Genomic DNA, 23,897 nt, shown 5'->3' with positions numbered 1-23,897 from the left:
TTGTAAGCAAGATACCACGGCGGCGATAACTTGGCACGGCCCGGGGAATTCTGGGCGATAAAAAAGGGAGTTGAAAAACTCCCTTTTTTAATTCGCTACAGCTCGGATCTTGCTGGCGGGGAAGATAGCGAATTAAATTGCCACCTTCACCCGCCAATCCGTGTCGCCAGGCTATTGCCGATGCTGATGCGTTTCGACCTGAACCAATGGCTCGTTCGCCGACACTGGCTGTGGCTTGCGTTCACGTGGGGCGCGTGGTGCCGCCACGATCTTTGCCGCTGCTTCCTGTGCCACGCGTAGCTTGGCCGGATCGGTTGCTGTTAGTGTCAAACCGGCGGATGCCAGCACACTTTGCAGATCATCGAGCGAAGACGAAGCCGGTGTTGCAACTACTGGCGCTGGTGTAGCAGCCGCCGGTTGAGCGATTGCTTCAGCCACAGGTGCTGCGGGTACTGGTACTGGTACTGGTACTGGTACTGGTACTGGTACCTCAGTTACCTCAGTTACCTCAGCCACTGGGGCGCTGACAGGTGCGACTTCGGTGACTGCCGGTACTTCGACAACCGCAGGTGTGACCGCAACGCTAGCTACCGGCGCCGGTTCAACCACTGGTGCCGGTTGGACTGCTGCCGCTACGTCAGCGGCAGCAGCTGTGTCGGCTGCTTCAGCGTCGGTGACAACATGTTGCGGAACCAGTGGTGCAGCGATGGCATTTGAGAGTGCACTCGGGGCCACCGGAGATGTTGCGGCAACTGCTTCGCTCACCGTCTCGCTCACCGCTTCGTTCACTGTTTCATGAACGACCGGAGTATCGGTTGCCACCAGCGCAGCAACTGCTACCGGTGCAGTCGCTGGTGCGACGGCAGCGATGGTTGCTGCAGGTTCCTGGCTAACTTCGACATTTTCTGCGTTGTTTTCCGCATTGTCGGCAGTCGCTTCGCTGAAGTTTTCGCCGGTTTCGGTACCACCCTCTGTACCGTCGCGATCACGGCGATTACGGTTGCGGCCGCCGCGACGACGACGACGACGTGGCTCCTCGCCTTCGCCTGCTTCGCCTTCGGCGCGGGCTGTGTTTGCATCCAACGGTTCCGCGTCGGCGACTTTCTCTGCAGCAATGGCGACGGCGACCCCGGTGGTATCAACAACGACAGTGGTCGGCAGAGTTTCTTCCAGCTTGGCTTCGGTCGCGACTTCCTTGCGCTCTTCACGCGGTGGTCGTGGTGTCCGTTCGCTACGCTGGCGTCCATCGGTGCGTGCTTCGTTCGACTCGCGCGGCTCTCTTGGTTCGCGCGGTGGACGTGGCTGGCGTTGCTGAGCTTTGGCTTCTGCCACCGCCACATCAGCCACTGCTACGGGCTTTTTAATGCTGCTGGCATTTTCTTCACGCGCTTCAACCGGCGCACCTTCTTCGCCACGCTCACGACCGCGACCGCTACGGTTGCGGCCGCGCTGGCCACGTCCATTGCGGTCATTGCCGCGCTCACTACGCTCACGTGCGAGGGGCGCTTTGGTTTCGGTTGCTACCGGCGTTGCAGTGACAACCGGTGACGCTGGTTTCTTGAAGAAGAAGCCCATGATCCTGGCGATCAAGCCTTCACCGGCAGCTGCAGTTGCAATGACAGGTGCGACAGGTGCGACGGCAACTGGCTTGCGCTCGACGATAGGCGCCTGGTCAGGGGTAATGCCCTTGACCACGGCTTCCTGACGCGGTTTGCCCTCTTCTTTTTGACGCTTGTTGTAACCAATGTCGGTATCGGCCTGTTCCGCCATGGCGTAGCTGGCCTGGGTTTCTTCCAGGCGCGGATCGTCATGCTTCAGGCGTTCCAGCTTGTAGTGCGGTGTTTCCAGATGCTTGTTCGGGATCAGGATCACGGCAACGCGGTGGCGGGTTTCGATCTTCAGGATCTCGCCACGTTTTTCGTTGAGCAGGAAACCAGCGACATCGACCGGTGCCTGGACGTGAATCGCGGCCGAATTTTCCTTCATCGCTTCTTCCTGGATGATGCGCAGGACTTGCAAGGCGGACGATTCGGTATCGCGGATATGACCAGTGCCGTTACAGCGTGGGCAGGTTACATGGCTGCCTTCCGATAATGACGGGCGCAGGCGCTGACGGGATAACTCCATCAGGCCGAAGCGGGAAATCTTGCCCATTTGTACACGAGCGCGATCATAGCGCAGTGCATCTTTCAGGCGGGTTTCGACTTCACGCTGGTTCTTCGAATTCTCCATGTCGATGAAGTCAATGACGATCAGCCCACCCAGATCGCGCAAGCGCAATTGGCGGGCGACTTCTTCGGCTGCTTCGCAATTGGTGTTGAAGGCGGTGGTTTCGATGTCACTGCCGCGGGTTGCGCGGGCTGAGTTGACGTCGACCGATACCAGTGCTTCGGTGTGATCGATCACAATCGCGCCGCCGGATGGCAGCGGTACGGTGCGTGAATAGGCGGTTTCGATCTGATGTTCGATCTGGAAGCGCGAGAACAGTGGCACGTCATCGTGATAACGCTTGACCCGGTGGACCATGTCCGGCATCACATGCGCCATGAATTGCTGCGCTTGCTCGTGAATTTCGTCGGTGTCGATCAGGATTTCGCCGATATCCGGCTGAAAGTAATCGCGAATTGCACGGATGACCAGTGACGATTCCTGATAAATCAGGAAGGCGCCGCTGCCTTGTGTGCCGGCACCTTCGATAGCGCGCCAGAGTTGCATCAGGTAATTCAAATCCCATTGCAGTTCGTCAACATTGCGGCCAATACCAGCGGTGCGGGCAATAACTGACATGCCGGCAGGCAGGTCCAGCTTATCCATGGTTTCGCGCAGTTCCTGGCGATCTTCGCCTTCAACGCGACGGGAAACACCACCGCCACGCGGATTGTTAGGCATCAATACCAGATAGCGACCGGCCAGTGAGACGAAAGAGGTCAGGGCGGCGCCTTTGTTGCCGCGCTCTTCCTTTTCGACCTGAACCATGATTTCCTGGCCTTCGCGCAGCGCATCTTTAATCGAGACGTTACGGACATCTACGCCTTCTTTAAAATACGTGCGGGCGACTTCCTTGAACGGCAAGAAGCCGTGGCGTTCTTCACCGTAATTGACGAAGCAGGCTTCCAGCGACGGCTCGATACGGGTAATCACACCTTTGTAAATATTGGACTTGCGTTGTTCGCGTCCGGTGGTTTCGATATCGATGTCGATGAGCTTTTGCCCGTCAACAATTGCTACGCGCAATTCTTCTTGCTGCGTAGCATTAAACAACATGCGTTTCATTTTTTTCACTCCGTGACCCTGAGGTCATTTTTAATGCCGCTTAGGATTGCAATCAAGCAATGACGCCAGCGGCAAAATACAGGGATGTACGCAAGGAAGGAGTGCCTGGGAGGAGGGAATTGCCTTGGTGTGTCAGCGCAACGATGGCGCTGAGGGCACAACGGGGCGCGTATGCAGTGTCGCCGCATGCTGAACATAACCAGCGCGCACCATATCGGCGTCGTGCCTAGCGCAATTACACATTGCGAGCACGAGGCCTGGGTGTGAGCAGCTTGGCAGGTTCAAAAAATACATTAATTCAGCAAAAAACGGCAGTACGCTCACTACATCAACCAGCGAGCCCATCACGCAGCGTTTCAAACTTTCTGAAACGTGTGTCGGGCTCGCCAGACTTTATCCTATTCATCCAAACATACTGTCCAACATCCGTGCGCGTTATCCGATGACAACTACGGTGCGACCTTGACTCGCGCAGGGGTGATGCGTACACATTTTCCATCAAATTTGCAAATTGGCGAGGCTGGTGGAGACGCCCCTGTGTAGAATGGTCTTTTTATTCTTACACCAACAGTGGTTTTGTAACTGCTGTGAAACAATTATATATTCAAAATGAAGGACTTAGCGAGATTTTCTGGAGCAAGGGCTGAGGGTCGCCGTGACGGGCGAACTCAGGGCCAGGCACAGGCGCGGAACCCAGCCGCGACCAAGTATAAAACCGCCCCTCAAAGCAAGGTTGTAGAGGCCCAGAATGTGACTAAAGTTACCAACGCACCGGAGGTCGCCCCCCAAGTCCAGCTAATCACCGTCACGGACGAGGAAGCAGGCCAGCGGATTGATAATTTTTTATTACGTATTTGCAAGGGAGTACCTAAAAGCCATATATACCGCGTACTGCGCTCCGGGGAGGTGCGGGTAAATAAAGGTCGTATCGATCAAACCTATCGATTACTGGAGGGCGATATCTTGCGGGTGCCGCCGATCCGCATTGCCGAGAAAGTAGAGAAAACTGCACCGGGTGCGGAATTCAAAATATTGCTGGAAGATAATCATCTGCTGGTAATAGACAAGCCAGCCGGGGTTGCCGTCCATGGCGGTTCTGGCGTCAGTTATGGTGTCATCGAACAACTCAGGGCATCGCGTCCCGATGCCAAGTTTCTGGAGTTGGTCCATCGTCTGGATCGCGATACCTCTGGTATTTTGTTGTTGGCCAAGAAACGCTCTGCATTGACCAATCTGCATGAGCAAATGCGCGACGGCGATACCGACAAGCGCTATCTGGTATTGGTGCATGGTGATTGGAAGAATGCCCGTCAGCATGTAAAGTTGCCATTGCATAAATACACGGCTGCGGATGGCGAGCGTCGGGTAAGGGTGCAAGAAGGCGGTCAAGCGTCGCACACTGTATTTAGCCTGATACGCAAATACGGCGATTTTGCATTGCTGGAAGCGGAACTGAAGACTGGGCGCACGCATCAGATTCGGGTGCATCTTGCCTCTAGCGGCTTTGCGATAGCGGGCGATGACAAATACGGTGATTTTTCGTTAAATCGTGCATTGCAAAAAGCCGATGGCGAACGTATTGCTTTCAAGCGCATGTTTTTACATGCATATCAGATCACGTTTGCGCATCCAGAGACCGGCAAACCGGTGACACTGAAGGCGCCATTGCCGCCAGAGTGTGAGCGTTTTCTGAAAAGCTTGCCGCAAACAACCGCTGCAGCGGAGCAAACGAAGGCCGATTAAAATAGTCGGAATTGAGCGGGAATGTGCCAAGGTGTCGTTAGTCGCAATCGCCCGCACGCTGATTTTTAAAGAAATCATAAGGAGCTGGCAAGTTAACTGCCAGGAATATGGCGCGAAAAAGTTTTGATTTAATTGTATTTGACTGGGACGGTACGCTGATGGACAGTACCGCCACTATCGTAAAGTGTATTCAGGCCGCAGCAAAAGATTTGGGGTTGCCAATTCCAAACCGCGCGGCAGCTTCACATGTGATTGGCCTTGGATTAACCGAGGCGATGCAGTTGGCAATGCCAGGGCTGGAGGCGAATCTTTATTCGCGTGTGGTTGAGCGATACCGCTACCATTATCTGGCGCAGGATCAGGATTTGATCCTGTTTGACGGCGTTCGGGAAATGTTGGCAGATCTCTCGCAGCAGGGTTATTTTCTGGCAGTGGCGACGGGCAAGAGCCGGGTTGGACTGAATCGCGCACTACATGCCACCAAATTGTTGTCGGTGTTCGATGCCACGCGTTGTGCGGATGAGACTTTCTCCAAGCCGCATCCAGCCATGTTGCAGGAACTGACGCGTGAGCTCGGGCAGGATCTTAAGCGCACCGTGATGATCGGCGATACCACCCATGATGTACAAATGGCCATCAACGCAGGTGCGGCGGCGATCGCGGTTGATTACGGTGCGCATCCGGCAAGTGAGTTGAATGCATTGCATCCTGTATTCACTGCGAGCTCGGCGCTGCAACTGCACGCCTGGCTGAATGACAACGCTTAAACTGAATTTATACCGGCGCAATTCAGCATGCATACTATTTTGATACCAATTTGTTCTTCGGCCGAACTGGCCGAGCGCGGCAAGGGTGTGCGCTTTGCGGTGAAGGTCGATGGCGAAGATGCGACCGCCTTTGTGGTGCGGTATGACAATGTTGTGCATGCTTATTTGAACCGTTGCGCACATGTGCCGATGGAGTTGGACTGGAATGAAGGTGAATTTTTTGAATCCAGCGGCTTATATTTGATGTGCGCCACACACGGTGCGGTCTACACGCCGGATAAGGGCAAGTGTGTTGGAGGCCCCTGTCGGGGCGCCAGTTTGCGCAAGCTGGCAGTTGAAGAAAGCGACAATCAGGTATTCTGGAGTCCTGACGACTATGTCAAGGCACCTGCGGCTTAAGTGCTGCCAGGAGCGGACTAGGCATCCCGGTGAATCGAAACCGGTCAGGAATACGCGTAACAACGATTAGCAAAAATGATATTGAGAATATGGAAACTCCAAAAAAAGAAGGCTGGGAACGTGATGTGCTGGAAAAACTGGCGATGGCATCTTTGCGCGAACAGCGTGCGCGACGTCGCTGGGGGATTTTCTTCAAGCTGGTGACTTTTTGCCTGATCGGTTTCGGTTTTTGGTATGCCGCGCATTACGAGAGTGCCGATACGACAACTGTTGGCCGGCATACTGCGTTAGTTAAACTTAATGGTACGATCGACGCAGATGGGAACGGCTCTGCCAATGTGCTGATTCCTGCGCTCGACAACGCTTTTGCCGCAAGCGATTCGGTCGGTGTCATATTGCGCATCAATAGCCCCGGCGGCAGTCCAGTCCAGGCTGGCATTATCAATGATGAGATTGTTCGTTTGCGCAAGGCGTATCCGAAGAAGCCGCTGTATGTTGTAGTCGATGAAATGTGTGCTTCAGGCGGGTATTACATTGCCGCCGCCGCTGACAAGATTTATGTCAACAAGGCCAGTATTGTCGGCTCGATTGGTGTTCTGATGGATGGCTTTGGTTTTACTGGTCTGATGGACAAGTTGGGCGTTGAGCGGCGCTTGTTGACGGCTGGTGAGAACAAGGGATTCCTGGATCCATTCAGCCCGATGAGCGAAGGGCAGAAGGGCTATGCCAAAGAAATGCTAGGACAAATTCATCAGCAATTTATCGACGTGGTGCGGAAGGGCCGTGGCACGCGCCTGAAAGAAACGCCAGAAACTTTCTCCGGTCTGTTTTGGACCGGTAGCAAGGCGGTCGATATGGGGTTGGCGGATGGTTTCGGAACCGTTGAGAGCGTCTCGCGCGACGTCCTGAAAGCCGAAGACCTAGTTGATTACACAAAGAGCGAAGGTTTGCCTGAGCGCGTCCTGAAGAAGTTTGGCGTGGCAGTCGGCGCCGGTGTTGTAGAGTCTCTGATGAGCAGTCAAAAGCCGGTATTGCGCTAATTTAAGGCAGCTTAGTTAATTAAGTCGCCTTGCACTTTCACGATCCTGTCATATATTGAAGGGACTCTAAGCATAATCATCTGAGGAGGCGAATATAGAAATCACACTATCGTTAGCCATTCAGCAGTAATTGCTTCGGTAACTGAATTGACGAGTCCAGGGCGACACACCCCTTGCGCTGGAGTGACAATTTGAATGCCGGACACCCACCGCATTTCGGATGCGGACCCGAGAAGTTTTCGACTTCTCAAGAATGTGTCTTTCGAGACAAGCAATTTCGGCGACAGCGCAATACTGTCGCCGTTTTGCATTTTCGCGCAAAGACTTTGTAAGTCTGTTAACGCCGTCGAATTATTCTGCAAGCATCAAAAATACCGTTGGCTTTTTGTGAAAGTCAGGTCCTTTGTTTGCGCTGAGTGCAGCTTTCCAGCGCACTGCCGTTTGGGTCTTGACCGTTTCGGATGACAAGGTCAGATCCGTTGCCACGCAAATCAGCGTATTCGGCTGGCAGTTGCTGCTAAGCGCCTCCAATAAAGCGTTGTTGCGATAGGGCGTTTCAATAAAAAGCTGGGTTTGCTTTTCTTGACGTGAACGCAGTTCCAGTGCCTTGATGCGTTTTGTGCGCTGTTCGGCGTCGGTAGGCAAATAGCCATTGAACGCAAAACTTTGGCCGTTCAAGCCGCTGCTCATTACAGAGAGCAATAATGATGATGGGCCAACCAGAGGCCGCACCTGAATGCCATGCTCATGTGCCAGGCGCACCAGGTTAGCGCCGGGATCGGCCACTGCAGGAACTCCGGCTTCAGAAACCAGGCCGCCATCTTGGCCCGCCAGCAGTGGCGCCAATAATGTTGGCAAAGCGGTGTCTGGCGTATTCACGTTCAGTTCAGCAATGTTAATTGTTTGCAGCGGCTGGGCAAGCGGGTGCGAGGCATTGATTAACTTTAAAAACGCTCGAGTCGTTTTGGCATTTTCTGCGATGAAGTAGCCAAGTTTTGCAGTAGTGACCTGCACGGCGACTGGAATGATGGATGCCAGCGGATCGCTTTGTTCGGCTTCGGTTTGACCAAGTGTGTTGGGAATCAAATACAGGGTGCCTGCCATGCTAGCCTTTGTTTCTAAATAATAAATGGGAAGTGCTTTGGATGACAGAAATGCACGAAGTATATGCATGCCCGTCGTGTAGTTCTACTTTGTGAAAAAGGGTATCGCTGCTCGACGCAGCATGCCGGTTAAGGCGATCAAGGGGAGCCCGGTAAGTGCGGTCGGATCGGTGCTCTCAATTTTTTCGAGAATGGCTATGCCAAGACCTTCATTTTTCGCGCTGCCAGCGCAATCAAAAGGTTGTTCAATGCGCAAATAAGCATCCAGTTCAGCATCGGGCAAGTTGCGGAAAGTGACAAAAGTCTGAATGTTTTCCACTTGCGCAGCTTCTGCTGGCTGGCTTTTGCGACCGTCCCACAAGCATAGTGCGGTGTGAAAAATAACCCGTTGCCCACGCATTTTTTGCAACTGCAGTAGCGCATTTTCATGATTGCCAGGCTTGCCGATCTGTTCTCCTGCCAGCGTAGCGACCTGATCCGAGCCGATAATCAGCGCGCCCGGGGCAATTAATGCGACGGCCATGGCTTTTTCTCTCGCAAGCCGAATGGCCGTGGCTTCCGGGGTTTCGCCAGGGTGGGCGGTTTCATCAATATCTGGCACTAGAACGTCAAACGGGATTTGCAAACGAGACAACAACTCCTTGCGATATTTAGAACTGGAGGCGAGAATTAGACGCGGTTGTGATGCTAGGCTAGACTGGAATGGCGCTGCAAGTTGTTGCGTAGAGGGCATGGTTTGACGGTTATTTGAATGATTGCTCAACAAAAGCGCGCTAACACTTTGACGAATAAGGGAAAAGGCTGTTATTATCGCAGGTTTTCAGGGTTCGGCTTGGCCTATGAGTGCTTTTGTTATCGACGCGTTTGAGTTTTCACGCCATAAAGAGCGTCGCGAAGGTGCGATCCCGGTGACTGAGCTGGTGCGACTGGCGGATGAGTCGGCTGATCGCTCGGGGACGTTAAGTTGGGTGTTGGCCGGTGGTGCGGATCATATCGGACATGCGCAATTGACGTTGTCGGTGAAGGGTTCTCTTCAGATCATGTGTCAACGCTGTTTGACCCCTTTTGCGTTCGACATCGATTCAGAGTCCGTGTTGATTTTGGCAAAGGATGAAGCAAGCGCCGATGAAATCGATGCTTTGCTCGACAATGATCAGATTGATGTGATTGTCGGATCCAAGACCCTGAGTATCACTCAGTTGGTGGAGGATGAGGCGTTGCTGGCATTGCCGCTGTCGCCTAAACATTCAGTTTGTCCTGATCCGTCGGTACTCGATACGCTGAAAAGCGGGAAGCAGGAGTCTCCCTTTGCCATGCTAAAGAATTTGAAGTAGCGGGTTTGTAGTAATTGTTGTTCCGGATTGCGGTAACGTTGTCGCGCTAAGTGTCACAGTAGTTATGTTGTGCAGTACCGAATGTGACGGAGTGTGGCATTAAGTGTGGCAATGAGTAGGGAATCCGCGCCCCAAACGCGGCAGGAATTTCTGGTTTTTCTGTGTAGTAAATCCAGATATGTTAAAATTTTAGATCTTAGATTCAGGAGTTATCATGGCAGTTCAGCAAAATAAAAAGACCCCATCCAAGCGTGGCATGCACCGCGCTCACGATTTTCTGGTAGCACCTCCGCTGGCAATTGAGCCAACAACTGGTGAAACACACCTGCGTCACCACATCAGCCCGAACGGCTTTTACCGTGGTCGTAAGGTTTTGAAGACTAAGAACGACGAGTAATTTTCTTGTTGTTTCAAGTTAAAAAGCGGCGCCATTGAGCTTCTCAATGGCGCCGTTTTCATTTGCGATTGAAAAATTGCGTCGCGTGATTTTGAAGCTAGCCAAATCTGCTCCATAATGCTGGTTGGAATCGGCACTGAATCAAAACAATGACAATCAAAATTTCTATCGACTGTATGGGTGGTGATCACGGCCCATCTGTTACGGTGCCTGCAGCCATTTCATTTGCCAATCGCGAACCTGAGGCTGAATTGGTATTGGTCGGCCTGGAGGAGCAAATTCGGGCTGAACTGAAAAAGCACAAAGCGCAGTCGCACCCGCGCCTATCGGTGTTGCATGCGGATGAGGTGATAACGATGGATGACTCTGTCGAAACCGCCTTGCGCCGCAAGAAAAAATCTTCCATGCGCATCGCGATCGAGCTGGTCAAGGATGAGCAGGTACGCGCCTGCGTCTCTGCTGGAAATACCGGCGCGTTGATGGCAGTTTCGCGTTATCTGCTGAAAACCATTCCCGGCGTCGATCGTCCGGCGATCTGCACCATCCTTCCGAATCAAAAAGATGGTCCGACCTACATGCTCGACCTGGGAGCGAACGTCGACTGTGAGCCGCAGCATCTACATCAATTTGCGTTGATGGGATCGGCGCTGGTTGCCGCGATGGAAGGCAAGCCTAAGCCTACTGTCGGTTTGCTGAATGTCGGTGAAGAGGATATCAAGGGTAATGAAGTGGTAAAGCAAACCGCGGAGTTGCTGCGCGCAGACCATGAAAGAGGCGTCCTCAATTTTTATGGCAATGTCGAGGGTAACGATATTTTTGAGGGGACTACCGACATCGTGGTGTGTGACGGTTTCGTCGGTAACGTCACTCTCAAGGCCTCTGAGGGTCTTGGGCGCTTTGTTAAAAGTGTGCTGACGACAGAATTTAAAAGCAGTATTCTAAATATAGTGGGTGCCTTGATCGCTCGTGGCGCTATCAAGGCAATCTCGCGCCGTCTGAATCCATCCCGCTACAATGGTGCCAGCTTGCTCGGTTTGCGCGGGTTGGTATTTAAGAGCCATGGTGGTTCCGATGCCTATGGCTACGAATGGGCGATCCAGCGTGCTTTCGATGCAGCAAAGTACGATGTGCTATCGCGTATTACGACGACCATTGCGGAGTTGATGCCGCAGCCCGAACCAGTTTCGGTGCAGGTTGAAGGAGTCGCAGGTGCGGCCATCATTATTGAATCATCCCAACAGAAGACAGCATGACTATCTATAGCAAAATTGTTGGTACCGGCAGTTATTTGCCGCCCAAACGCGTTACTAATCACGACCTTGCGGTGCAATTGGCCGAGAAGGGTATTGAGACCTCCGACGAGTGGATATTTTCGCGCAGCGGTATCTCTGCGCGCCATTACGCAGAGCCCGATGTCCAGTCCAGCGATCTGGCTGTTGCAGCATCAAGGCAAGCCCTGGAAATGGCAGGCATGACCGCCAACGACATTGATCTGATCATTGTTGCGACCTCGACTCCCGACTATTTTGGCGGCTTTCCCAGCACCGCATGCGTGGTGCAGCAAAAGCTCGGGATTACCACCGGCGGCGCAGCATTCGATGTGCAGGCAGTGTGCAGCGGTTTTGTGTATGCGGTATCGATCGCTGACGCTTTCATTAAGGCGGGGACACACAGGAACGCACTGATCATTGGCACTGAAGTGTTTTCGCGCATCTTGAATTTTGACGATCGCACTACCTGCGTATTGTTCGGTGATGGCGCTGGCGCAGTAGTGATGACCGCTTCGCAGGAGCCGGGAATTCTGGCGACCAAGCTGCATGCCGATGGCCGTTACACTGATATCCTGTGCGTTCCGGGTAAAGTCACCAGTGGTGCGGTTGAAGGCAGCGCCTTTTTGTATATGGATGGTCAGGCGGTGTTCAAGCTGGCGGTGTCGGTGCTGGAAAAGGTCGCCACCGAGGCGTTGCAGATCGCCGGTATGCAAGCTTCAGAAATCGACTGGCTGATTCCCCATCAAGCCAATATTCGTATCATGCAAAGCACCGCCCGCAAGCTCGGCCTACCCCCGGAACGTATGGTGGTGACGGTCGATCAGCATGGGAATACTTCGGCAGCGTCGATTCCGTTGGCGCTGGATAAGGCGGTCCGCGACGGCCGCGTCAAACCTGGCCAGACTGTGATGATGGAGGGCGTCGGTGGTGGTTTTACCTGGGGCGCCATCTTGGCAAGAATGTGATTCGCATCGTGTAAACTGGGCGATTCGCTCTTGGCATTGCGATTTGATTGCGAAAGTTGGCGGTTCCCGACATTTCCGATTTATCTCGCCTTCATCAATTTAATAAAACCGCATAAATACGTATGATTAAATTCGCATTTGTTTTTCCTGGTCAAGGCTCGCAAGCGATTGGCATGTTGAATGGTTTTGCCGATAACCGGATTGTTAAGGATACCGTTGCTGAAGCATCGGAAGCGCTGCAGTTCGATCTGGGTAAATTGATTGCCGCAGGACCAAAAGAAGATCTGGATTTGACCACCAATACCCAGCCGGTGATGTTGACGGCTGCGGTGGCGTTCTATCGCGCCTGGTTAGCTGCGGGCGGTAAAGCGCCGGCATTGGTTGCTGGTCACAGTTTGGGTGAGTACTCGGCGCTGGTCGCTGCCGGTGTGATGAATTTTAAGGATGCGGTGCCGCTGGTACGTTTTCGCGCCATGGCAATGCAGCAAGCCGTGCCGGTCGGGCAGGGCGGTATGGCTGCGATTCTCGGTTTGTCGGATGAGGAAGTGCGCGCAGTCTGCGCAGATTCAGCGCAGGGCGAAGTGGTTGAGGCGGTGAACTTCAATGCACCTGCCCAAGTTGTGATCGCCGGTCACAAGGCTGCAGTCGAACGTGCTTGTGAGGCAGCCAAGGAAAAAGGTGCGAAACGTGCCTTGTCATTACCAGTTTCGGCCCCATTTCACTCTTCATTATTGAAGCCGGCTTCGGATCGTTTGCGTGAATATATGCAAAATCTGACTTTCGCGACGCCACAGATTGCCTTGATTAATAACGTCGATGTGGCAAGCCCCCGTGACGTTGCTGCGATTAAGGATGCGTTGGTGCGGCAGGCTGCCAGCCCGGTGCGTTGGGTTGAAACGATCCAGAAAATTGCAGCCGAAGGTGTAACTCACGTTATTGAATGTGGTCCGGGCAAGGTTCTTGCTGGCTTGACCAAGCGAATTAATGGCGAGTTGATTGGTGATTCTATTGTCGATCAGGCGTCTTTGGACAAAGTGTTGGCATCGCTCAAATAAGTTACCTAAATAAATATAACAAATATGCAAAATTCGAATTCGCAAAATTTACAAGGCCAGGTGGCGCTAGTCACCGGCGCTTCACGTGGTATTGGTCGGGCAATTGCACTGGAACTGGCGCGTCAGGGGGCAAAGGTGGTTGGTACCGCTACTTCGGAGGCTGGCGCAACTGCGATTACTGAGTATCTGAATGCCAGTCAGGCTGGTAGTGGCAAAGGCGTAGTTCTCAACGTCAATGATGCACCTGCTTGCGCAGCCGTGGTCGATCTGGTGCAAAAAGAGTTCGGCAGCCTGTCGATTTTGGTGAACAATGCCGGTATCACGCAGGACCAGTTGGCGATGCGTATGAAAGATGAAGAGTGGGATGCGGTGATTTCAACCAATCTGACCGCTGTCGCCCGGTTATCACGTGCGGTGTTGCGTGGCATGATGAAAGCCAAGCATGGTCGCATCATTAACATTACCTCAGTGGTGGGTTCGGCCGGCAATCCAGGGCAAATGAATTATGCTGCCGCCAAAGCCGGCGTCTCTGGCATGAGCAGGGCTTTGGCGCGCGAGATAGGTAGTCGCAACATTACGGTGAATTGCGTAGCGCCTGGCTTTATCGACACCGATATGACCAAATCCTTGAGCGAGCAGCAAACCGCAGGATTGTTACAGCAAATCCCACTGGGGCGGCTAGGAGCGGCAGAGGACATCGCAGCTGCCGTCAGTTTCCTGGCGTCAGCGCAGGCCGGTTATATCACGGGCACTACGCTGCACGTGAATGGCGGCATGTATATGAGCTGACCCGTAGTTGGCTCAAGTCGCATGTGAGGCTTGGTTGTAGTTTTCAAGCGGACAATTTTCAGCCATGCCTGGATCTGAGAAGTAAATTTAGAAGTAATTATTTAAGTGTTTTTGGCAGAAGTTGGCTAATTCTTAACCACCGATGCTAAAAGTAAATTTTCTCTGCGCAAACCTGCTAAAATGCGCGCACTTTCTGTAACCTAACAACTGGAGGCATCACATGTCTGATATCGAACAACGCGTTAAGAAAATCGTCGCTGAACAACTGGGCGTCGCCGAAGCCGACATCAAAATTGAGTCGTCGTTTGTGGACGACCTCGGTGCGGATTCACTCGACACCGTTGAATTGGTGATGGCATTGGAAGACGAGTTCGAAATGGAAATTCCTGACGAACAAGCTGAAAAAATCACTACTGTGCAACAGGCTATTGACTACGCCAAGGCACACGTCAAAGCGGCCTAAGCCAGCTTTGAACGCATTCAGGAGAACCGTTTGAGCCGCTCACGTGAACGCCGTGTTGTGATAACTGGCCTGGGTTGCATTTCACCGGTCGGCAATACCATTGCCGACGCATGGAGTGCAGTCACCTCAGGAAAATCAGGTATTGCAACCATCACCAAGTTTGATGCTTCTGCTTTTTCTACGCATTTTGCCGGAGAAGTAAAGGGTTTCAATGTCGAGGAATATATGCCAGCCAAAGAGGCGCGGCATATGGATACCTTTATCCATTTTGGGATGGCAGCAGGGATTCAGGCGATGCAGGACAGTGGCCTCGAAGTCACCGACGAAAATGCTGAACGTATAGGCGTCATTATTGGATCCGGTATCGGTGGCTTGCCACTGATTGAAGAAACGCATGCGGAACTGGCCAGTCGCGGTCCGCGCCGCATTAGCCCTTTCTTTATCCCGGCTTCAATTATTAATATGATTTCCGGTAACCTGTCAATCAAATACGGTCTGAAAGGACCGAATCTGGCGATAGTTACCGCTTGTACTACCGGTTTGCACTGTATTGGTCAAGCCGGGCGCATGATTCAATACGGCGATGCCGATGTCATGATTGCCGGTGGCGCAGAGTCGAGTGTTTCACCGCTCGGCCTCGGTGGTTTTGCTTCAGCGCGGGCATTGTCGTCGCGTAATGATGATCCTGCGACTGCATCCCGTCCATGGGATAAGGATCGTGACGGCTTCGTTCTGGGTGAAGGTGCTGGTGTGTTGGTACTCGAAGAGTACGAGCATGCCAAAGCCCGTGGCGCCAAGATTTATGCTGAACTGCTCGGCTTTGGCATGAGTGGTGATGCTTATCACATTACTGCGCCCAACCTCGATGGTCCGCGTCGTTGCGTTGCCTCAGCACTGCGTGATGCTGGCATAAATGGTGATCAGGTGGAGTATTTGAATGCGCATGGTACTTCGACACCTTTAGGTGATCAGAATGAAACCAATGCGATCAAGGCAGCTTTTGGCGATCACGCTTACAAGATGGTGGTCAATTCGACCAAGTCGATGACTGGTCACTTGTTGGGTGGTGCTGGCGGTCTTGAGTCGGTGTTTACGGTGCTGGCTTTGCATCATCAGGTATCTCCACCGACCATCAATATTTTCAATCAGGATCCAGAATGTGACCTCGATTTTTGCGCCAACACAGCGCGTGATATGAAAATCGATATTGCGGTCAAAAACTCATTCGGCTTTGGCGGTACCAACGGTACGCTAGTTTTTGGTAAAGTCTAAGCTGCTCCGTATATACTCAGTCAGGCGTCAGATGACTTTTGACTGAGCATTCTAATGACTGTTCCCACACCCGGCCTGACGCCAGTTAATTCCACGATGTCGATTGCGGTATCGGGGCTGGTTCTGCCGTCCGCAAGCTTGTTCGTCATGGTCACAACGTTATGTGTTGCTGCCGCCTCGATTGGTATTTTGGTCAGCTTGGGTGTTGTTGGTCATCTTGAGCCGATTTTCAATGCAGCGATTGGGGTTGGTAGTGTGCTATCCAGCATGTGTGGCTGGTTTGGTTATCGACGCACTAGTCGACCAGTGCGCATCATGATTTCTGGCAACGGTCAGATTCGAATTATAGAAATGGCATCAGCTGTTGCCGACGCCGCTCAGGCCCCGGTTACGGCGCATTTGCTCAGCGGCTCCACGCTCTGGGCTCATTTACTGTTACTGCGTTTTCAGTTGGATAATGGACGGATTAAGTCCGTCGTTATACTGCCTGATTGTGTTCCTGAGGATATTTTTAGGGCCTTGTCTGTAGCGTGTCGCTGGGTAGCTTCGCGCGGGCATGCAATTGGCCCAGAGAAAGTGAGATATGCCCAGTCTATTGATTGAACTTATTGCATTGTACTCTGTCCATGTTTCGGTCATGCGCGTATGTTGCAAAAACAAAGGGAATGGGGATTGACGACAGAACGCGAAATTGATCAACTGCTTGTCGAGCGCGTGCAGCGTGGTGACAAAAAGGCGTTCGAGCTATTGGTGATTAAATACCAACGTAAGCTTATGCGCCTTGTGTCACGGCTGGTACGCGATCAGGCAGAAGCTGAGGATGTTGTGCAGGAAGCTTTTATCAAAGCTTATCGAGCACTACCCCAGTTCAGGGGCGACTCTGCGTTTTATACTTGGTTATACCGGATTGGTATTAACACGGCCAAAAATTATTTGGTAACCCAAGGACGCAGGGCGCCGACCTCTACGGAATCAAATTCTGAAGAAGCAGAAACTTTTGACGACGGCGAGCAACTAAGAGATATAAATACTCCTGAATCCTTGCTTGCGACCAAGCAGATAGCCCAAACGGTCAACGTCGCAATGGAGGCTCTGCCAGAGGAATTGCGGACTGCAATTACTTTGCGTGAGATTGAGGGGTTGAGTTATGACGAGATTGCGGAAGCAATGGGATGTCCGATTGGTACTGTACGTAGTAGGATATTCAGAGCAAGAGAAGCTATCGCAGAAAAGTTGAGGCCGTTGCTGGGTACGGCCATCGACAAACGTTGGTAAAAGCGAGATAGCGGTTTTTCGGGAACGAAGGGGTTGGCCAGGTTTTAACTAGGTGACTTATGAATACCAAAGAAATAACCCAAGAGCAGATTTCTGCCTTGGCTGATGGTGAGTTGTCCAATGCCTATGTGGATATGGCACTGGCTGCGTTGCGCCATAACGAGGGGCGTGCTACCTGGGATGTCTATCACCAGATTGGTGACATCATGCGCTCGGATGACATGGCGCTGAGCCTGAGTCCGGATTTTGCCGCGCGCATGTTTGCTCGGCTGGATGCCGAGCCGGCGATGATTGCGGCGCCGTTGGCGGTTGTGCCGGTTGCGGTGGAACAGATTGTAATAAATGAGGGTTCTGCTGCAATCGGCAAGCGTTCGATGAGACGTTTCGTACTACCGAGTATGGCAGCGGCGGCGGCGGTGGCAGCGGTGGCATTTATTACTGTGCCGCAGATGATGGGTGTCAATAACCATTCGGCGAATCCTGCGATGCTTTCTGCGGCGCAAATGACGCTAGCATCCACTTCGAATGTTAATGTCGGCTATGGAACGCAGATGATGGTAGCTTCGGCTGCAGATACCGAAGTACTGCGTGATCCGCGTATCGATGATTATTTGTCGGCACATCAGCGTTTTTCTCCTTCCCTTTATAGCACTGCGCAATACGCACGCTCCGCCACATTTGCCATTGATGCTGATAAATAATATGCGGCAGGCCAAGGTCCTGCTTAGGTTTTTTGTTGTTCTGTCGACCTTATTCGCGCTTTCCGCGCAAGCGGAAGGTATTGGGACTGAGAAACTTGCGGACAATCATGAAGCCCAGACCCTTTTGAAAAGAATCCAGTCCGCGGCTCAAAAGCTTAATTATTCCGGTACGTTCGTGTATCAGCAGGCGAGCCAGATGCGCACTTCGCGCATAACGCATCTGTTGGAGGGGCATAATGAGGTTGAGAAGTTAGAGGTGCTGGATGGCAAACCGCGTGAATATATTCGTCACAACGAAGATGTCACTTGCTACATTCCTGAAACCAAGACACTGCTGGTTGAGAAGCGTGTCACTCAGGATGTATTTCCGGCGATATTGGCCGCCATTCCGAGTGATCTCACCGATTATTACAATGTGAAATTGGGTGAGGTTGGCCGGGTTGCCGGCCACGATTGCCAGGCTGTGCTGCTCGAGCCAAAAGACAAAATGCGTTACGGCTATAAACTTTGGGCAGAGAAAAATACGGGGCTGTTGTTGCGTGCGCAAACACTAAACAATAAAAACGAGATCGTTGAACAGATTTCGTTTACCGAGATTGGTATTGGTAACATCGAGCGTAGTCGCGTAAAGTCCAGTTTTGGGAATACCAGCGGCTGGCATGTCGAGCGTACTGCGATGAGCCCGACCAACCTGAACGAATGGTTGGTTACCGGTATGCCACCTGGCTTCAAAAAAGTGCGTGAGCTTAAGCGTGTTGTTATTGACACGCCAGCGCAAAATACCGGTGTTGCGCCAAGTCGGCGCGAAGTATCGCAAATTGTATTTTCCGATGGTTTGGCTGCCATTTCGGTATTTATTGAACCTGGAAGTCAAAGTCGTACCGAAGGCTCCATGCAACAAGGTGCCTTGAATATCATCGGGAAACGCCAAGGTGATTTTTGGCTGACGATTGTCGGTGAAGTGCCTGCCGCAGCAATTCGGCAGGTTGCCAGCTCGATTGAACTCAAAAGCAAATAAAACTCTATGAAAATGGTCTGTTCCGCACGTCATGTTCTGTCGGCACTCGCTGTAGGTGCGACTGTCTCGTTTGTTGCTCCAGTCATGCTCGACATGACGCCGGCAGCGATTGCTGCACCGATGGCCGGTTTGCCGGATTTTACCGAGATCGTTGAAAAAACAGGTCCGGCGGTTGTGAATATTCGCACCACAGAGAAAGTCAAGACCGGCGCGACCTCAGGCGAGCCTAGCGATGATGAAATGCAGGAGTTTTTCCGGCGCTTCTTTGGCGTGCCGCCGAACGGTGCGGGTAAGCAGGCCCCAGCTCCCAGGGCTCGTAAGCCTGATGGCAAGCAGCAACCGGAAGAAGTGCCGCGCGGTGTCGGTTCAGGTTTCATTATTTCCGCAGACGGCTACATCATGACGAATGCCCACGTGGTCGATGGTGCGAGCGAAGTGTATGTAAAGCTTACCGATAAACGTGAATTCAAAGCCAAGGTGATTGGTGCTGATAGCCGTACCGATGTAGCGCTGCTGAAGATTGAAGGCACTAATTTGCCGCGCCTGACGATGGGTGATTCTGACAAAATCAAGGCGGGGGAATGGGTGTTGGCGATCGGTTCACCCTTTGATCTGGAAAATACCGTCACTTCGGGGATTATTTCTGCGAAGGCGCGTGACACTGGCGACTATTTGCCATTGATTCAAACCGATGTCGCAGTAAATCCCGGCAACTCTGGCGGCCCGCTGATAAATATGCGCGGCGAAGTCGTCGGTATTAATTCGCAGATTTACAGCCGCTCTGGCGGCTTTATGGGCATTTCATTTGCAGTGCCGATAGATGAAGCAATGCGTGTTTCCGAGCAGCTCAAAGCTTCGGGTAAAGTGACCCGTGGCCGTATCGGTGTCCAAATTGGCGAAGTGACCAAAGAGGTCGCGGAGTCTCTGGGACTGCCGAAAGCGCAGGGCGCGCAGGTCGAGCGGGTAGAAGCCGATGGTCCTGCTGCCAAGGCTGGTGTGCAGGCCGGGGATATTATCCTGAAATTTAATGGCGCAGCGATTGAGAAAGCTAACGATTTACCGCGCATGGTCGGTAATATCAAGCCGGGTACGCGCGGTACGCTGACGGTCTGGCGCAAAGGTGCAAGTCGCGAAATCCCGCTAACGGTCACAGAAATGAAGGCCGACAAGGAAAATGATGCGACCGACGACAAAGGCGATGCAAAACAGAGCCAGGTGGCGAACGCATTGGGTTTGATTGTCAGCGATCTGAGCGCAGCCAAGCGGAAAGAATTGCAAGTTGACTCAGGTGTGCTGGTCGATTCGGTCGAAGGAAGCGCGGCGCGGGTTGGCTTGCAGGTTGGCGATGTGATTCAGCGCTTGAACAACACAGACGTTAAGGATGCCAAGCAATTTAACGCTTTGGTTGCCAAACTTGAGTCGAAGAAAATGGCAGTAGTTCTGGTGCGCCGTGGTGAGTCGTCGCAGTTTGTGCCGCTACGTCCGAATAATTGACGTTGCCAGCTGAAGTGCATCGTAACCAGGTATGACCAGATTTATGATGTGATAAAAGCTGCAGGCCATTAGGTTTGCAGCTTTTTGTTTTTATGAATTAACTTGTTTTCTGCTCGGCCTATTTGCTCGGTATTGGCGACGCTACCAGCGTGAAGCGCCAGCGGAAATGGCAGCGCTATCTTTATGGGTTCTTATGTCAAAAATCCGGTTTACCTTGTATGGGCGTTCTTATTGTCATTTATGTGACGACATGCTGCAGGCACTATTAGCATTGCGCGCTGTTGACGATGCGGGCAGCGATGGTCAATTTAGTGTTGAGCAGGTCGACGTGGATAGTGATCCAGAGTTGGTCGCTTTATACGACGAGTTGGTTCCGGTGCTACTTGGCGCTAAAGCTGCTCAGGCGCCGGTGCAGCTATGTCATTATTTTCTTGATCAGGACAAAGTGATGGCATTTTTAGCTGCTTAAGACATTATCTTATTTTTGCATAATTGATAATATTCACGGATTCCTGGCAACCGGGCTGTGAGATACATGATTTGTGGCATACCCCCGCTGTTTCGGTCTGATTCTGCCTGCTTTTGGTTTGTCTCCATATAAGTGGGGAATATACTAATGGGGGTATATTGAATCGGCAGGTTTGTTGCCGATCCATCAGCCAGAACCGGCTTGCCTCTGATTTGTCGGCTTTCCCCTCTGAAATCCGGTAAAATGGCGTCATTGAATAACCTGTCATAAAAGGCGCTCGCCTGGGCGACAACGGCCCGGCTCAGAGCGCCTTTTTTGTAATCGCATTGCCTCGACGAACATCAATGAACAACATTCGTAATTTTTCCATCATCGCTCACATTGACCACGGTAAATCTACCCTGGCGGACCGCATCATCCAGTTTTGCGGCGGCTTGTCTGATCGCGAAATGGGGGCACAAGTACTCGACTCGATGGATATTGAGCGCGAGCGGGGTATTACGATCAAGGCACAGACTGCAGCGCTGTCGTACAAGGCGCTGGATGGACAAATCTATAATCTGAACCTGATCGATACGCCGGGCCATGTCGATTTTAGCTACGAAGTGAGTCGCTCGTTATCGGCATGCGAAGGTGCGCTGCTGGTGGTCGATGCATCGCAAGGCGTCGAAGCGCAAACCGTTGCCAACTGTTACACAGCGCTGGATCTTGGTCTCGAAGTGGTGCCGGTCCTGAACAAGATCGATTTGCCAAATGCTGATCCGGAGAACGCCAAGGCAGAAATCGAAGATGTGATCGGCATTGATGCCACCGACGCGGTGCAATGTTCGGCCAAAACCGGCCTGGGTGTGCGCGAAATTCTGGAAACCATCATCGTCAGAGTGCCGGCACCTAAGGGCGATCCGGACGCACCTTTGCAAGCCTTGATCGTTGATTCCTGGTTCGATAATTATGTCGGCGTGGTGATGTTGGTGCGTATCGTGAACGGCACCTTGCGCCCTAAAGACAAGATTCAGCTGATGGCCGCCGGCTCGCAACATTTGACCGAAAGCATAGGTGTGTTTACACCGAAATTGCAAGTCCGCGAAACGCTGTCCGCTGGTCAGGTGGGCTTCATCATTGCCGGTATTAAAGAACTCAAGGCGGCCAAGGTCGGCGACACCGTAACGCTGGCGAGCAAGCCTGCCAGCGTGGCGTTACCTGGCTTCAAGGAAGTCCAGCCGCAGGTGTTTGCCGGCTTGTTCCCAGTTGAGTCGAATCAATATGACGCGTTGCGTGACTCGCTGGAAAAACTCAAGCTGAACGACGCCGCATTGCAATATGAGCCGGAAGTGTCGCAGGCGCTAGGTTTCGGTTTCCGTTGCGGTTTCCTCGGTTTGCTGCACATGGAAATCGTCCAGGAGCGACTCGAACGCGAGTTCGATATGGACTTGATTACCACTGCGCCGACAGTGGTCTACGAAGTCGTGCTGCGTGATGGCACCGTCCTGATGGTCGACAATCCGTCGAAAATGCCGGAGCCAACCAAGATCGAAGAAGTGCGCGAGCCGATTGTGACCGTTAATCTGTACATGCCGCAAGAGTATGTGGGGTCGGTAATTACGTTGTGCACTTCCAAGCGCGGCGTGCAAATCGACATGAATTACCACGGCAAGCAAGTCAAGCTGATCTATGAAATGCCGATGGCCGAAATTGTGCTGGATTTCTTTGATCGTCTGAAATCGACTTCGCGTGGTTATGCGTCGATGGATTACGAGTTCAAGGAATACCGTTCAGCCGATGTGGTCAAGATCGACATGCTGATTAACAGCGAAAAAGTCGATGCTCTGGCGATTATTGTGCATCGTTCCAATAGTAACTATCGTGGCCGTGCGGTCGCTGCCAAGATGCGTGAACTGATTCCGCGTCAGATGTTTGATGTGGCGATTCAAGCGGCAATCGGCGTGAATATTATTTCGCGTGAAAACGTTAAGGCGTTGCGCAAGAATGTGCTGGCTAAATGTTATGGCGGCGATATTAGCCGCAAGCGCAAGTTGCTGGAGAAGCAAAAGGCCGGTAAGAAACGCATGAAGCAGGTGGGTTCGGTGGAAATCCCACAAGAAGCATTCCTGGCAATTTTACAAGTGGATGAAAAATGACATTGCAATCAATTTTGGGAAATTTTGCGTTAATTCTGTTTGTGTTGATGGTGGTGACAGGCATTATCTGGTTCCTGGATCGGTTTTATTTGCGTGCGCAGCGTCGTGCCAAAGCCGATGCGGCGCTTGCAGCGTTTGACGCACGTAATGTTAAATTGCGTGCTGAAGGCATCAAACTGGAAAACAGTGGTCGTGCCGAACTGGAAGCCAACTTGTTGCGTCAGCCGACCTGGGTCGAGTATTCAGGCAGCTTCTTCCCGGTTATCGCCATGGTGTTTTTCCTGCGTTCATTTTTGTATGAGCCGTTTAAGATTCCATCCAGTTCGATGGTGCCAACGCTGTTGGTCGGCGACCTGATTCTGGTCAACAAGTTCACCTACGGCATTCGCCTGCCGATCATCAACAAGAAAGTGATTGAAGTAAACCACCCGCAGCGCGGTGATGTCATGGTGTTCAAGTATCCTAAAGACCTGTCGCTGGATTACATCAAACGTGTGGTCGGCATTCCTGGTGATAAAATAGTGTATAAAAACAAGCGCTTAACGATTAATGGGAAGCCACTTACCTATACAGCGCTGCCGGACTACCTGAATGAAGACAGCTTGAGCTACTCCGAGCAATTTAAAGAAAATCTATCAGGTGTTGAGCATAAGATAGCGGTGGTCGAGCAAGCTCTGCCAATCAATCTGGGTGGCGTACAGGATTTTCCAGACAAAGAAAACTGTTCTTATAATCAGAATGGCTTTGCCTGCACCGTTCCCACTGGACAGTATTTCATGATGGGGGATAATCGGGATAACAGCGAAGATAGTCGTTACTGGGGTTTTGTGCCGGATCAAAATATTGTCGGAAAAGCATTTTTGGTGTGGATGAATCTGGGTAATTTGAAACGCATTGGCACCTTTTTCAACTAAATCATTTCAATAAGCTA

23 protein-coding genes are annotated in these 23,897 nt (G+C 52.2%); 20 read left to right on the top strand and 3 right to left on the bottom strand.

The annotated features are described in order from the left end of the window. Positions 1-171: 171 nt before the first annotated feature. Positions 172-3,273, bottom strand: coding sequence for an Rne/Rng family ribonuclease (locus tag AC3CHX_RS20645; RefSeq protein WP_488629876.1), 3,102 nt, complete (start codon positions 3,271-3,273; stop codon positions 172-174). 609 nt (positions 3,274-3,882) lie between these two features. Here AC3CHX_RS20645 and AC3CHX_RS20640 point away from each other — a divergent pair. The 4 genes from AC3CHX_RS20640 (at position 3,883) to AC3CHX_RS20625 (ending at position 7,222) form a co-directional block, all read left to right on the top strand. Then, positions 3,883-5,016 carry an RluA family pseudouridine synthase gene (locus tag AC3CHX_RS20640; protein ID WP_488629875.1) on the top strand — a complete coding sequence of 378 codons (1,134 nt, stop codon included), beginning with the start codon at positions 3,883-3,885 and terminating at the stop codon, positions 5,014-5,016. A 107-nt stretch (positions 5,017-5,123) separates the two neighbouring features. Next, positions 5,124-5,783, top strand: coding sequence for an HAD-IIIA family hydrolase (locus tag AC3CHX_RS20635; RefSeq protein ID WP_488629874.1), 660 nt, complete (start codon positions 5,124-5,126; stop codon positions 5,781-5,783). A gap of 27 nt (positions 5,784-5,810) precedes the next feature. Further along, complete coding sequence (locus AC3CHX_RS20630; protein ID WP_488629873.1) at positions 5,811-6,182, top strand: Rieske (2Fe-2S) protein; 372 nt, start codon at positions 5,811-5,813, stop codon at positions 6,180-6,182. An 89-nt stretch (positions 6,183-6,271) separates the two neighbouring features. Then, entirely contained in the window at positions 6,272-7,222 is a 951-nt protein-coding gene (locus AC3CHX_RS20625; RefSeq protein ID WP_488629872.1) for a S49 family peptidase, read from the top strand. 351 nt (positions 7,223-7,573) lie between these two features. On the opposite strand, the gene AC3CHX_RS20620 is transcribed toward AC3CHX_RS20625, so the two are convergent. Together AC3CHX_RS20620 and AC3CHX_RS20615 are read right to left on the bottom strand one after the other, a co-directional pair. Further along, positions 7,574-8,326 carry an SAM-dependent methyltransferase gene (locus tag AC3CHX_RS20620; protein WP_488629871.1) on the bottom strand — a complete coding sequence of 251 codons (753 nt, stop codon included), beginning with the start codon at positions 8,324-8,326 and terminating at the stop codon, positions 7,574-7,576. Between the two features lie 84 nt (positions 8,327-8,410). Beyond that, positions 8,411-9,058 carry a Maf-like protein gene (locus AC3CHX_RS20615; RefSeq protein ID WP_488629870.1) on the bottom strand — a complete coding sequence of 216 codons (648 nt, stop codon included), beginning with the start codon at positions 9,056-9,058 and terminating at the stop codon, positions 8,411-8,413. Positions 9,059-9,164: 106 nt separating this feature from the next. Between AC3CHX_RS20615 and AC3CHX_RS20610 the strand changes: the two genes are divergently transcribed. From AC3CHX_RS20610 to lepB, 16 genes are all read left to right on the top strand, one after another. Next, complete coding sequence (locus tag AC3CHX_RS20610) at positions 9,165-9,659, top strand: YceD family protein (protein WP_488629869.1); 495 nt, start codon at positions 9,165-9,167, stop codon at positions 9,657-9,659. Positions 9,660-9,873: 214 nt separating this feature from the next. Then, on the top strand, positions 9,874-10,056 hold the full coding sequence (gene rpmF / locus AC3CHX_RS20605; RefSeq protein WP_014006864.1) for a 50S ribosomal protein L32: 183 nt from the start codon (positions 9,874-9,876) through the stop codon (positions 10,054-10,056). Between the two features lie 149 nt (positions 10,057-10,205). Then, complete coding sequence (plsX, locus tag AC3CHX_RS20600) at positions 10,206-11,309, top strand: phosphate acyltransferase PlsX (RefSeq protein WP_488629868.1); 1,104 nt, start codon at positions 10,206-10,208, stop codon at positions 11,307-11,309. Beyond that, complete coding sequence (locus tag AC3CHX_RS20595) at positions 11,306-12,292, top strand: beta-ketoacyl-ACP synthase III (protein ID WP_488629867.1); 987 nt, start codon at positions 11,306-11,308, stop codon at positions 12,290-12,292. The genes plsX and AC3CHX_RS20595 overlap by 4 nt, the downstream gene beginning before the upstream one ends. Positions 12,293-12,414: 122 nt before the next feature. Further along, positions 12,415-13,347 (top strand): ACP S-malonyltransferase, encoded by a 933-nt coding sequence (gene fabD, locus AC3CHX_RS20590; RefSeq protein ID WP_488629866.1) that lies wholly within the window; start codon positions 12,415-12,417, stop codon positions 13,345-13,347. A gap of 24 nt (positions 13,348-13,371) precedes the next feature. Then, positions 13,372-14,136, top strand: a complete 765-nt coding sequence (fabG, locus tag AC3CHX_RS20585) for a 3-oxoacyl-ACP reductase FabG (RefSeq protein WP_488629865.1) — start codon at positions 13,372-13,374, stop codon at positions 14,134-14,136. A gap of 220 nt (positions 14,137-14,356) precedes the next feature. Then, on the top strand, positions 14,357-14,599 hold the full coding sequence (acpP, locus tag AC3CHX_RS20580; protein WP_011871492.1) for an acyl carrier protein: 243 nt from the start codon (positions 14,357-14,359) through the stop codon (positions 14,597-14,599). Between the two features lie 30 nt (positions 14,600-14,629). Then, positions 14,630-15,871 (top strand): beta-ketoacyl-ACP synthase II, encoded by a 1,242-nt coding sequence (gene fabF / locus AC3CHX_RS20575; RefSeq protein WP_488629864.1) that lies wholly within the window; start codon positions 14,630-14,632, stop codon positions 15,869-15,871. Positions 15,872-15,925: 54 nt separating this feature from the next. After that, on the top strand, positions 15,926-16,474 hold the full coding sequence (locus AC3CHX_RS20570; protein ID WP_488629863.1) for a YgfX family protein: 549 nt from the start codon (positions 15,926-15,928) through the stop codon (positions 16,472-16,474). Between the two features lie 42 nt (positions 16,475-16,516). Beyond that, positions 16,517-17,146: an RNA polymerase sigma factor RpoE gene (rpoE, locus tag AC3CHX_RS20565; protein WP_108439856.1), complete on the top strand. Its 630-nt coding sequence runs from the start codon at positions 16,517-16,519 to the stop codon at positions 17,144-17,146. Positions 17,147-17,205: 59 nt separating this feature from the next. Then, positions 17,206-17,847 (top strand): sigma-E factor negative regulatory protein, encoded by a 642-nt coding sequence (locus AC3CHX_RS20560; protein WP_488629862.1) that lies wholly within the window; start codon positions 17,206-17,208, stop codon positions 17,845-17,847. Position 17,848: 1 nt separating this feature from the next. Beyond that, positions 17,849-18,865 carry a MucB/RseB C-terminal domain-containing protein gene (locus tag AC3CHX_RS20555; RefSeq protein WP_488629861.1) on the top strand — a complete coding sequence of 339 codons (1,017 nt, stop codon included), beginning with the start codon at positions 17,849-17,851 and terminating at the stop codon, positions 18,863-18,865. Between the two features lie 6 nt (positions 18,866-18,871). Further along, positions 18,872-20,359, top strand: coding sequence for a DegQ family serine endoprotease (locus AC3CHX_RS20550; RefSeq protein WP_488629860.1), 1,488 nt, complete (start codon positions 18,872-18,874; stop codon positions 20,357-20,359). Positions 20,360-20,525: 166 nt separating this feature from the next. Continuing rightward, complete coding sequence (locus tag AC3CHX_RS20545; protein ID WP_488629859.1) at positions 20,526-20,828, top strand: glutaredoxin family protein; 303 nt, start codon at positions 20,526-20,528, stop codon at positions 20,826-20,828. A 344-nt stretch (positions 20,829-21,172) separates the two neighbouring features. Further along, entirely contained in the window at positions 21,173-22,966 is a 1,794-nt protein-coding gene (lepA, locus tag AC3CHX_RS20540) for a translation elongation factor 4 (RefSeq protein ID WP_488629858.1), read from the top strand. Continuing rightward, a complete protein-coding gene (gene lepB / locus AC3CHX_RS20535; RefSeq protein ID WP_488629857.1) occupies positions 22,963-23,880 on the top strand; it encodes a signal peptidase I in 918 nt (305 codons plus the stop codon). The genes lepA and lepB overlap by 4 nt, the downstream gene beginning before the upstream one ends. Positions 23,881-23,897: the final 17 nt, after the last annotated feature.

The sequence above is a fragment of the Glaciimonas sp. OK215 genome (assembly GCF_057787885.1).
The sequence above is the reverse complement of the archived record's forward strand: the minus strand, read 5'-3'. Positions and strand labels throughout refer to the sequence as shown.